This window comes from Bradyrhizobium sp. Ken64, assembly GCF_055807555.1.
This window is the reverse complement of the sequence record NZ_JBVVPA010000036.1, coordinates 1-11,565: the sequence shown is the minus strand read 5'-3', so window position 1 is coordinate 11,565 and position 11,565 is coordinate 1. Positions and strand designations below refer to the sequence as shown.

The 11,565-nt window shown below is 66.0% G+C and carries 9 protein-coding genes; 5 read left to right on the top strand and 4 right to left on the bottom strand.

Annotated elements, in window-relative coordinates; genetic code table 11:
- Positions 1-103 precede the first annotated feature (103 nt).
- Positions 104-2,056, bottom strand: a complete 1,953-nt coding sequence (locus AC0L2F_RS33165) for an SGNH/GDSL hydrolase family protein (RefSeq protein WP_473251250.1) — start codon at positions 2,054-2,056, stop codon at positions 104-106.
- Between the two features lie 154 nt (positions 2,057-2,210).
- A complete protein-coding gene (locus AC0L2F_RS33160; protein ID WP_007612366.1) occupies positions 2,211-3,293 on the bottom strand; it encodes a lysylphosphatidylglycerol synthase transmembrane domain-containing protein in 1,083 nt (360 codons plus the stop codon).
- A gap of 415 nt (positions 3,294-3,708) precedes the next feature.
- Between AC0L2F_RS33160 and AC0L2F_RS33155 the strand changes: the two genes are divergently transcribed.
- The 3 genes from AC0L2F_RS33155 (at position 3,709) to AC0L2F_RS33145 (ending at position 8,293) form a co-directional block, all read left to right on the top strand.
- Complete coding sequence (locus AC0L2F_RS33155; protein WP_007612365.1) at positions 3,709-4,215, top strand: YciE/YciF ferroxidase family protein; 507 nt, start codon at positions 3,709-3,711, stop codon at positions 4,213-4,215.
- Between the two features lie 162 nt (positions 4,216-4,377).
- The gene (locus AC0L2F_RS33150; RefSeq protein WP_473251249.1) at positions 4,378-5,781 is read left to right on the top strand and encodes an MFS transporter; all 1,404 of its coding nucleotides are present in this window, start codon (positions 4,378-4,380) and stop codon (positions 5,779-5,781) included.
- A 112-nt stretch (positions 5,782-5,893) separates the two neighbouring features.
- Complete coding sequence (locus AC0L2F_RS33145; protein ID WP_473251248.1) at positions 5,894-8,293, top strand: bifunctional diguanylate cyclase/phosphodiesterase; 2,400 nt, start codon at positions 5,894-5,896, stop codon at positions 8,291-8,293.
- Between the two features lie 2 nt (positions 8,294-8,295).
- Here AC0L2F_RS33145 and AC0L2F_RS33140 read toward each other — a convergent pair whose 3' ends face one another.
- Positions 8,296-8,730: a hypothetical protein gene (locus AC0L2F_RS33140; protein WP_007612361.1), complete on the bottom strand. Its 435-nt coding sequence runs from the start codon at positions 8,728-8,730 to the stop codon at positions 8,296-8,298.
- A gap of 73 nt (positions 8,731-8,803) precedes the next feature.
- Between AC0L2F_RS33140 and AC0L2F_RS33135 the strand changes: the two genes are divergently transcribed.
- Positions 8,804-9,397, top strand: a complete 594-nt coding sequence (locus AC0L2F_RS33135) for a hypothetical protein (protein ID WP_007612360.1) — start codon at positions 8,804-8,806, stop codon at positions 9,395-9,397.
- 26 nt (positions 9,398-9,423) lie between these two features.
- On the opposite strand, the gene AC0L2F_RS33130 is transcribed toward AC0L2F_RS33135, so the two are convergent.
- On the bottom strand, positions 9,424-10,767 hold the full coding sequence (locus tag AC0L2F_RS33130) for an aminotransferase-like domain-containing protein (RefSeq protein WP_007612359.1): 1,344 nt from the start codon (positions 10,765-10,767) through the stop codon (positions 9,424-9,426).
- Positions 10,768-10,950: 183 nt separating this feature from the next.
- Between AC0L2F_RS33130 and AC0L2F_RS33125 the strand changes: the two genes are divergently transcribed.
- Entirely contained in the window at positions 10,951-11,187 is a 237-nt protein-coding gene (locus AC0L2F_RS33125; RefSeq protein WP_007612358.1) for a DUF1127 domain-containing protein, read from the top strand.
- Positions 11,188-11,565 lie beyond the last annotated feature (378 nt).

Here is an 11,565-nt window from a genome sequence, read left to right as displayed (position 1 = left end):
ATCCAGTACGCCGTGACGTCTCGATTCAATCACGTCTGTCACGGAGTACTGGATCGCCCGCCTGCGCGGGCGATGACTGCGTGCGGGTAGAGGCTGCGCGCGTCTACTGTTGCGCGCCCGGCAGCAGCGGTGCGAGCAGCCCGCGTGTCACCCCCGGCGGTGCCGCATCCAGCCCCAGCACGGCGCTTGCGGCCGGCAGCGCCGCGTCCGCCATCGCGGCGTGGCCTTCGGCGCTCGGATGCACGGCGCCGCCATAGACGGCGGAGAGGACGCCCCAGGTCGCGTCGTGGATGTCGGTCGGCTGGCTCGCCGCCGGCAAGCCTTGCGGATAGGTCATCGCGGCGAAATAGCTGTCATTGGCGTCGCGGATCCAGCGCGCGCGCGGCAAATAGGCGCGGAATTCGGAGGCGCCGCGGCCGCACAGCATCGGCTGGCTCGCCGCGCTCACGATGTCAGGATTGAAGCTCTGGCCGTTCTCGGCAAAGCAGGTGCGGTCGAATTCGGGATCGTTGCCCGAATGCGCGCAGAAGCCGTGATCGGCGAACGCCGCCTGATGCGAATCCACGAAGGTCATGCGGTCGGCCTCGGGATCGCGGCACAGCGCGCCGCGCGTGCAGGTGGCGAGCCCCTTCAGTTGCGGCAGGAATTCGGTGTCGACGAAGGTCGAGACGCGGGCGAGGCGCTGCGGATCGGCGTTGAAGGCGGGATGGATGTCGAAGCCGGCGCGGCCGCCGCGGCAGGGCACGCCGCCATCGGCGAGCGCCGGGTTGGCGTAGGAGACGTAGACCACATGCGAGAGGTCGCCGCCGACCAGCGGCTTCAGCGCCTCGCGCAGCTTGACGAAGTTCTGCGGCAGCTCGCGCGCCAGCGCATCGCGGGAATCATCGACGCTCGCCATCACGCCGGAGCGGCGGAATATCGCGCGCTCGGTTGAGGTCTCGACGATCACGTCGGCGACGAGGCCCGAGAAATAGACGTCGTTGGCGCCGACCGAGAGCAGCACGAGGTCGAGCGTGCGCTCGGGTTGGCGCTTCCTGGCGGCGGTGAGCGCCTCGCGCAGCTCGGCGACTTGCGCGTTCACGCTGGTGTTGCAGACGCCGGTCTTGCCGGGCGGGCATTCGCGGGCGCGCTGCGAGCCGAGCAGCCCGTCGCTAATGCTGGCGCCGGTGCAGGCGAGCGGCAAAAAGGTCACCGCGACGTGGGTGTAGCGTACCGCGAGCGCCAGCGCGGTGCGCGCCTGGTAGCTGTAGAGCGATCGGTGGCAAGGCGAGTTGAACCAGAGCGCGCTGTAGCGCTGCCAGTTGGCAAGCGTATCCGGCGCTTCGCAGGCGCGGCCGCCCTTGAAGCCGGCGCGGCTCGGCCGGTAATACTGCGCACCGGCGGTGCCCAGATAGGAGCGGAAGCAAAAACCTTCGTCCGACAGTGCCAGCGGCCGGTCCGGATTGCCTTCGCCCGAGGCGATGCTGTCTCCGAGGCCAGCGACGAAGATGTCGCGGACCTGGATCTCGGTCTGGACCCGCTGGGTCGGATCGGAGCCGGAGGAGACGTCGACGCTGGCGACCGTCTGCTTGCCGTAGCGGACCCGCAGATTGACCGGCTCGGCGCAGTCGAATGTGGATTGTTGCGGCCCATCGCCGTCGTCGAACGACCAGGCGCAGGTGGCGCCGACCGGCACCGCGCCGGCGAGGCGCACGGTGACGGGATGGTCGAGGGGGGTGAGGTAATTTTCCTTCGTGTTGTCGCGGGTGCAGGGCTGGTTGACCCGGCCCTGGAGGTCGATGCAGAGCCGGTTGACCATGTTGCGGGCCCAGCCGCGACCCTCGCTCTGGAGCTCCAGCGATTGCTCGGCGGCGAGGATGCTGCGGTTACGCGCGTTCTCGACATGGAGCAGGAAGTCGCGCTCTTCGCGGAACAGCCGGAAGCGGTTGCGTACCTCCCAGCTGATCTGCATGGCGCCCGCGTCCTGCGCGGCCGCCTGCTCCGGCGGCAGGGCGGTGAGGAGCCCGGCGAGCAGCAGGGCACCGGCGAGCAAACGGCGAAGGGATACAGGGATCATGGCCCGCGTCTTCAACGGCAAAGTTGAGGCGGAAATAAGAGAGCTGCTCTCCGCCTGCAACATTGGTCTGACGGTTTTGCCGGCCGCCGTCTAGCGGACTATCGTTGGAGCATGATCCTCTCGGAAATCCGCTTTGCGCTTTTCCGGATCATGCTCAGCGTTTGCTGGCCTGCCGCAGCGACCGCTCGCGCTCCATCGCGGCCACCTGCTTGGGCAGGTTGGCCTGCGCGCAGGCCTCCGCCAGCCGTCGGCGCTCCTGCCAGGGCTCCACCACATTCATCCAGAGCTCGCGTGTGCCCATGATGGAGATGGCAAGACCGAACGGGATGACGAAATAGAGGATGCGGAAGACGAGGAGCGTGGCCAGAAGCTGTTCGCGGCCGAATTCGGGCAGCGCCACCAGCATGGCGGCGTCGAACACGCCGAGTGAGCCGGGGGCGTGGCTGGCGAAGCCGAGCAAAGTCGCCAAAATGAACACCACGGAGAGCGACAGGAAGTCGATCTGCGGAGTGGCCGGCACCAGAAGGTACATCGCCAGCGCACAGAATCCGAGATCGACGACGCCGATCAGGATCTGCACCAGCGTCAGCGGCGCTGACGGCAGTACCACCTTCCAGCCCTTTTGGCCGAGCTCGCGGCGCTTCTCGCCCATGCACAGCCAGACCAGATAGGCGCCGATCGAGGCGAGGCCGCCGATCGCAATCAGCCGGTTGATCGACGATGGCAGCTGATCCATGTAGGAGGCGGCATCCGGATGGATCGTCATTCCGATCGAGAGCACGAAGATGTTACCGAGCCAGAAGGTCAGGCCCGACAGGAAGCAGATTTTTGCGACGTCGATCGCATTCAGCCCGTAATCCGAATAGATCCGGAAGCGGATCGCGCCGCCGGTGAAGACGGTGGCGCCGATATTGTGGCCGATCGAATAGGACGTGAAGCTGGAGAGCGCTGCGATGCGATAGGGCACGTGCTTCTTGCCGATCGTTCGCAGTGCAAAAAAGTCGTAGAAGGTCAGCGTACAGAACGCGAAGCATACGCAGATCGCCGCGAGCCCGATATTACCGCGGGGGATCTCGGTCAATGCGGTCAGGATGACCCCGGTGTCGATGCCCTTCAGGGTCCGCACCAGCGTGGTGATCGCGAACGCAATGATGAAGACGCTCGCCGCAACGCCGAGTCGCCGCCAGCCGATCCATCTCTTGAAGCCGCGCTTCAGCGCGGTCAGCAGTCCGTGCATTCATCCTCCCGGCGGGGGGCAAGACCGACCAGGCCAGACATTGGCCGGTCGGATGCGATCAGTGCCCGATGTGGGCTTGGATCGCTAGGCATGATGTAGCTCATTTAAGGCAAAAACAGTAACTTGTGCAGCCCTTGACAAGGATAGGTTCTGGCTTGGACCAACCACTTTGTCATACGCGGTTCACATCGGACGCGCGTTAAGCATATGAGTCGTGGACCGGTCGCGTCCGTCCGTGACATGATTTCAGGTCCTGCACGGTCGGCATTGTTCCAGCGCAAGGGATGCGGGCTTTTTTGGAACGACGATGCCGTGCGCTGGTTAGTGCCCCATCAGCAATCGAACATGGCGGAATAACCGGCTTCTCCTGCAAGCCGGTGCCTCCGTGTTCCCACAACCCGAGAGGATCGGACCGATGGGATTGTTCACAAAAGACATCAAAACCATGAACGACCTGTTCGTGCATCAGCTCCAGGACATCTATTACGCCGAGCAGCAGCTCACCAAGGCTCTGCCGAAAATGGCGGATAAGGCGACCGATCCGCAGCTGAAGCAGGGCTTTTTGACGCACCTCGAAGAAACCAGGGAGCACGTCAAGCGCCTTGAGGAAGTGTTCAAGATGCACGGTGCGCAGGTAAAGGCGGTCGATTGCCCCGCGATCGACGGCATCATCGAGGAAGCCGACGAGACCGCCGGCGAAGTCGCCGACAAGGCGGTGCTCGACGCCGCGCTGATCAACGCGGCACAGGCGGCGGAGCATTACGAGATCGTCCGCTACGGCAGCCTGATCGCCTGGGCCAAGCAACTCGGCCGCAACGACTGCGCCAGCGTGCTCGCCAAGACGCTCGAGGAGGAGAAGGCCACCGACAAAAAGCTGACCACGATCGCCGAGAGCAAGGTGAACCTGCGCGCGGCCAGCTAGGGCGAGGCGTAGCCAGGATCAGGATAGAGCGTCGCGCGGTCATCCGCGCGACGCTCGAACATGAGGCCATCCGTCCCGCATCCATCATTCGATCCTTGTCGCAACATGGCGGCGAGCGGGAAGCGTATATCGTTCGCATGGGGCTGCAACCGAGATGGCAGCATGCGAGTCAGCACCGTCAGATACGAAGCCTTCGAAGCCGGCGTGCCGCATTCCGGCTCCCGCCTTGCGACGTCACTCACCCTTGCCGCGATGAGCCTCGGCTATGGCGTGGTGCAGCTTGACGTCACCATCGTCAACACCGCGCTCGACGCGATGGGCAGGACGCTCGGCGGCGGCGTCGCCGAGCTGCAATGGGTTGTCAGCGCCTACACCATTGCGTTTGCCGCCTTCATCCTGACGGCCGGCGCGCTCGGCGACCGCATCGGCGCCAAGCGCGTCTTCATGGCGGGGTTCACCATCTTCACCGTCGCCTCGCTCGCCTGCGCATTGTCACCCAATGCGGCCGTCCTCATCGCAGCGCGGCTGGTCCAGGGGCTGGCGGCGGCGATCCTGGTGCCGAATTCTCTTGCCCTGCTCAATCATGCCTATCCGGACGACCGCGAGCGCGGCCGCGCCGTCGCGATCTGGGCCGCCGGTGCGAGCCTCGCGCTCACCGCGGGCCCCTTCGTCGGCGGCGCGCTGATCACACTGGTCGGCTGGCGCGCGATCTTTCTCGTCAACCTTCCGATCGGCCTCATCGGCCTTTGGCTGAGCTGGCGCTATGCGACCGAGACCACGCGCGCGCCCTCACGCGAGATCGATCTGCCCGGCCAGCTCGCGGCGATTGGTGCGCTGGGGGCGCTCGCCGGCGCGATCATCGAGGGGGGCGCGCTTGGCTGGCAGCATCCGGCTGTGCTCGCGGCGTTCGCTTCAGCCGCTCTCCTGGCGGTGCTCTTCGTCTGGCGCGAGAGCCGTGCGGCGCAGCCGATGTTGCCGCTGTCGCTGTTCGGCCATCGACTGTTCGCGCTGACCGCGCTCGTCGGTCTGCTCGTCAACATCGCGATCTACGGCCTGATCTTCGTGCTCAGCCTGTATTTCCAGAGGATCAATGGCCTGTCGGCGTGGTGGACCGGTCTCGCATTCGTGCCAATGATGGGGGTGGTGCTTCCGGTCAATCTGCTGGCGCCGCGCCTCGCCGAGCGTATCGGCCCGTGCCCGACCATCGTCGTCGGTGCCTGCATCTCGGCGCTCGGGTGTCTCGGCCTGCTGTGGATCGAGGCCGGCACGAGCTATGGGGCGATCTTTGCGCAGATGATCGCGATCAGCAGCGGACTTGGGCTGCTGGTGCCGCCGCTGACCTCGACCTTGTTGGGCAGCGTCGAGAAGGCACGCTCCGGCATCGCGGCGGGCGTCCTGAACGCGACGCGGCAGACGGGCAGCGTGCTCGGCGTTGCGCTGTTCGGTTCGCTGGTGGCCTCGAAAGGCGCGTTCATGACCGGCCTGCACCTGTCGCTGGTCGTGTCGGCGGCCGTGCTGCTGCTCGCCGCCGCCGTGATCGGCCTCGGCGCGCCTTCGCGCGGATGAACAATCCGAGCGATTGAACACAGCTTCCGTTCACCATCCCCGAAACAGGCACGTAGCCGGTTACCGACTGTCCATCTCTGTCGGTTCCAGTGCGGGTCGATAGGGGCCCGCAATGTATCAAGTTCTCTACTGTCTCACCGAGGAGCACGAATGGCGGCTCGTCACGCTTGGCGGCGCGGTGTGCCTGCTCGCGAGCGCGGCGGCGATCAGCCTGTTTCACCGGGCGCGCGCGACGCACGGCCTTGGGCGCCTGGTCTGGATCGCCCTGGACGCCGTCGTCAGCGGATGCGGCGTCTGGGCGACGCATTTCATCGCGATGCTCGCCTACGGGCCGGGGGGCGCCGGCGCCTACAACATCCCGGTGACGATCCTTTCGCTGATCTTCGCGATCTCCCTAACCTTCGTGGGCCTGAGTCTGGCGGCATCCTCTGCGCGCGCGCCGTGGATCGTGCTCGGCGGCGCCATCGTCGGCACCGCGGTCGCGACGATGCATTATACCGGCATGGCGGCGCTGGAGATGCCGGCACGCGTCGATTGGATCGGGAGCACGGTTGCCGCCTCGGTGCTGTTCGGAATCGTATTCGCGGCGCTCGCGCTGTTCGTCGCTGCGCGGCGCGACGACCTCTTCCACGCGCTGACCGCAAGCGCCCTGCTGACGGTCGCCATCGTCGCACATCATTTCACAGCAATGGGCGCGGTCGTGTTGACGCCGGATCCGACGCTCGCGATCAGCGGGTTGTCGATCCCGGCGGACTCATTGTCCTTCTTTACCGCAGGTGCTGCGGTCGCGATCATCGCGATTGCGCTGGTGGCCGCGCTGCTCGACCGCCGCGCCAAGGGCGAATTGGGCCGCCAGCAGATTGTGCTGGACACGGCGCTCGAGAACATGTCGCAGGGACTGTGCATGTTCGACGCGGAAGGCAAGATCATCCTGTTCAACGGGCGTTATGCCGCGATGCTCGGCCGCACCGACATCCTGCTCACCGGCCGGCTGCTGGTCGACGTCCTGCGGGAGGAGCAGGCCAAGGGGCAGTGGCAGGGCGATGCCGGCGAATTCTTCGCCCGCCTCGTCGCCGACGCGCGCGAGAGCCGCACCACGACCGACGTCGTGACCAGGTTCGGCCGCTCCATCCGGGTTGTGAACCAGCCGATGCATGGTGGCGGCTGGGTCGCGACCTTCGAGGACATCACCGAATGGCTGGAGGCCCAGGCCAAGATCTCGCACATGGCCCGCCATGACGCGCTGACCAGCCTGCCGAACCGCGTGCTGTTCCACGAGCAGCTCGTGCAGGGACTGCGCCGGACCGGATCGGGCGACCAGCTCGCGGTGCTTTGTCTCGATCTCGACCACTTCAAGGACATCAACGACTCGCTCGGCCACCCCATCGGCGATGCGCTGCTCAAGGAGGTCGGGCGCAGGCTGAAGGCCACCGTCGGCGAGAGCGACACCGTGGCGCGGCTCGGTGGCGACGAGTTCGCCGTGGTCCAGATCGGACGTTCCGAGGAAACCGCGGCACGATCCCTTGCCGGCCGCCTGGTCGAGGTGATCTCGGCGCCTTACGAGATCGACGACCATCAGATCATCATCGGTGTCTCTATCGGCATCTCGCTGTCGCCGCAGGACGGCGACAATCCCGATGAACTGCTGAAGAACGCCGACCTCGCACTGTACCGCGCCAAGGCGGACGGCCGCGGCACCTATCGCTTCTTCGAGACCGGCATGGATGCTCGCGCACAAGCACGGCGTCTGCTGGAGATGGGCATGCGCGCGGCGCTGCAACGTGACGAGTTCCAGCCGTACTACCAGCCGATCCGCGACGTCGCCAGCGGTCGCGTCGTCGCGTTCGAGGCGCTGCTGCGCTGGAATCATCCGCAGCGCGGCCTGATCGCGCCCCTCAGCTTCATTCCATTGGCCGAGGAGACCGGGCTCATCATCCAGCTCGGCGATTTCGTGCTACGCTCCGCCTGCACCGACGCCGCCACCTGGCCTGACGATGTCGACGTCGCGGTCAACCTGTCGCCCGTGCAGTTCAGGAACCCAAATCTGATCGCATCCGTGACCGAGGCATTGGCGTTGTCGGGCCTCGACGCGCGCCGCCTCGAGCTCGAGATCACCGAATCCGTCCTGCTGCAGAACAGCGAGGCGACGCTGGCCACGCTGCATGACCTCCGCGCCATGGGCGTGCGCATCTCGCTCGACGATTTCGGCACCGGCTATTCGTCCCTGAGTTATCTGCGCAGCTTCCCGTTCGACAAGATCAAGATCGACCGCTCCTTCGTGTCGGAACTCGCGACGCGCGAAGATTCCATGGCGATCATCCGTGCCGTGACTGGCCTCGGCCGCAGCCTCGGCATCGTCACCACGGCAGAGGGGGTCGAGAACGACGGGCAACTTGAGCTGCTCCGGCGCGAAGGCTGCACCCAGGCGCAGGGCTATCTGTTCAGTAAGCCGCGGCCGGCTTCCGATGTCGCCATCATGCTGGATCGGCCGCAGTTGCGCGCGATCGCCTGAGGCTAGCCGCGGCGCAGTGCGAAATGCCCGCCGCAGAACGCCATCACGGCACCGAGGCCCAGCGCGGCAATTCCGGCCAGCACGCCCGAGACCGTCGGGACCGGGCTCGGCGCCGAGGCCACCTGGCCCGCACCCGCAAGCAGCAGCACGCCGACCGCGATCAGGAATTGCCGCATCCGTTGCGGGATCTGGCCCGAGACGGCGCTCTGCATCAATGTCGCCGTGAAATAGCCGCCGGAGAAGCCGACGGAGGCGATCAGCCACCAGGCGATCGCCGCGCCCGCCGGTATGAACTCGTGCGTGTCCGAGTGCCAGAGGCCGCCGAGGTCGAGCCCGTAGCGCGCGCCCAGCATGTGCACGGCAAGCGCGAGCAGCACGCCGGAGATCACGGCGGCGCCGAGAATCAGGCGGCGCGGAAAAAAAATCGTCTCAGCCATGTCCCGCTTGTAGGATGGGGCAGGGCGCTCACGCAAGCGGATCGCTGATGGGATCGCCCGGATTGGATCGATTGTGAAGACAGAGGATTCGGGAGCTGAGCCGGCTGCGGGCGCGAGCTATGCCTACAAGGCGTCGCTGATCGGCTCGGCGCATCGCTTCGAGCTGACGGAGGAGGGGCTGTCCTGGCACATCGGCGGCCGTTCGGGCCTGTGGCGTTACGACGAGATCAGTGCAATCCGGCTGTCGTTCCGCCCCGTCTCGATGCAGCAGCACCGCTTTCGCGCCGATATCAGCCACACTGGCGGCAGCCGCGTCGCGATCCTGTCGACGAGCTGGCAGACCGCGGCCCTGATGGCGCCGCAGGACAATGGCTTTCGCAATTTCATCGTCGCATTGCACGCGCGCATGGCGCAGGCCGGCAGCCGCGCCGAATTGACCGCGGGCCTTGGCCGCAGGACCTACGCGACAATGCTGGCTTTTCTTGCGGTGCTTGCAGTGGCGATGACTGCGCTCCTGATCCGCGCGCTTGCGATCGGCGAATTCGCCGGCGCGCTGTTCATCATCGGCTTTGCCGCGCTGTTCGCCTGGCAGATCGGCGGCTTCGTGCGGCGTAACCAGCCGCGGAGCTACAGCTTCGATCGCCTACCGAGAGCGTTGTTGCCCTAAATGGCCTTGCTGCCCTGGACAGCGCGCTACTCCGTCGAGTCGAAATCCTCTTCCTTGGTGCCGAGTAGCGACACGAGCGTGCGCAGGCCGGAATCGAGCTGCTCGAACGAAGGCGGGGCGAGCGCGAGCCGCACTGCGTTCGGTGCGTGGCCATGGGCGATCGCGAAGGTCGAGGACGGTGTCAGCGCGATGCCGCGCCGGGCTGCCGCGGCGACGAAGGTCTGCGAGCGCCAGTGTGCCGGCAGCGTGAGCCAGAGGTGATAGGAGCGCGGATCGGCGGAGAGCTGGTAGCCGGCGAGCAGCCTTGCCGCGGTCTGCTGGCGGCGCGCGGCGTCGATGCGTTTCAGCCGCGTCAGCTCGGCCACGGTGCCGTCTGCCATCAGCCGCTGTCCAGATGCGAGCGCATGGCCGGAGGCGATCCAGCCGCCGGTGCGGACCGCGCTCATCACGCTCTCGCGCAATCGCGGCGGCGCGACCAGGATGCCGAGCGCCAGGCCAGGCGCGACCTTCTTGGACAGGCTGTCGATCACGATGCAGCGGTCGGGGTCGAGTGCGGCCAGCGGCGTGTCGTCGGCCAGGAAGCCGTAGACGGCATCCTCGATGATGGTGAGGTCGAGCTTCTCGGCGACGCGCATGATGTCGGCGCGCCGCGTCGCGTTCATGGTGACGCCGAGCGGGTTCTGGATGATGGGCTGGAGATACAACGCCGACAGATGCGCTTCGCGATGCGCCTTCTGGATGGCGTCTGGGCGCGCGCCAAATTCGTCGATCGGAATCGGGACCAGCGTCACGCCGAGCCGCGCGGCGATGCTCTTGACGTAAGGATAGGTCAGCGCCTCGACGCCGCAGCGGCCACCGGTGGGAACGAGGGCCGCGAGAGCTGCCGCGAGCGACTGCTTGCCGTTGGCGGTGAAGACGATCTGCTCGGCCTGCGGCGCGAAATCCTTGCGCGCGAGATAGGCGGCGGCGGCATTGCGCGCGCTCTTGGTGCCGGTGCTGGTGGAGACGCGCAGCGCGGATTCGAGCGCGTCGACGCGCTCGAGGCCCGCAAGGCTCTTGGCAATCATCGCCCATTGCTGCGGCAGCAGCGGGTAATTGACCTCGAAATCGATCCGCGCGTCGCGCGGCTCGCTCAGCGCCTCGACCTCGCGCCTGATGGCGCCGGAGATGAAGGTGCCACGGCCGACCTCGCCGACGACGAGGCCACGGCGGAGCAACTCCGTATAAACCCGGCTCGCGGTCGAGACCGCGATGCCACGGTCATAGGCAAAATTGCGCTGCGGCGGCAGCCGGTCGCCGGGCCTTAACGTGCCGTTAGAGATATCGAGAGCAATGGCATCGGCAAGCTTCACGTATTCGAACTTGGACATTATTGCACCGAGAGCAATGTTTCACTTGCTCCGAGTAGTGTACTGGAGCATTTAAGTTCCATCAAGCTTCACGATTGAGCCGAGGAGAGCGAGAGCAATCCGAGGCAAATGAGGTGCATGCGCTCGGGCGCTTGCACCAACGGCATCCGTTTCGCCGCGTGGACAACAGGCCGGAGAAGGACAATGACCACGATCTCGCAGACCGCCGGGCGGAGTTTACGCTCATCCTCGTCAGACGGATTTTTCCGCAAGCTGGCCAACGGCGCCTATGCGCTGTTCGACAGCCTGGAGCGCCGCTCCGCCGTCAAGACGCTGAACGACCTCGATGACCGCGCCTTGCGCGACATCGGGATCACGCGCAGCCAGATCGAGGATGCGGTCTACGGTCAGGCCAAAGCAGAACTGACGCGCTACCTGTAAAGCGCTTCGCTCTTGTCCTGGACGCGCTGCAGCGTTTTTACGCTGCTGCGCAGAGCCGGACCCAGAGGGCCGCGCACTCGCTGTCGCATGGGCCCCGGCTCTGCAGCGCACCGCTAAGAGGCGCTGCGCTGCGTCCGGGGCGCGAAACCGTTGTTGAATAACTGACATGGGCTCGCATCCTCGCGGCGCATTTCGCCCGAGCTTTGCTTCGTCGTCTCACCCTCAATTGAAAGAGGGCGCAGGGAAGACCGGGCGCCGGCTGGCACCCGCGGTCCACTGTGCGAAGTTGCAATAAAAAATCTGCACAGCGGCATACAGGTGAAGCCAAAACATCCGGCCTTCCCTGCGCAGTGGCTTTACGGCTTATGTCGTGATCTC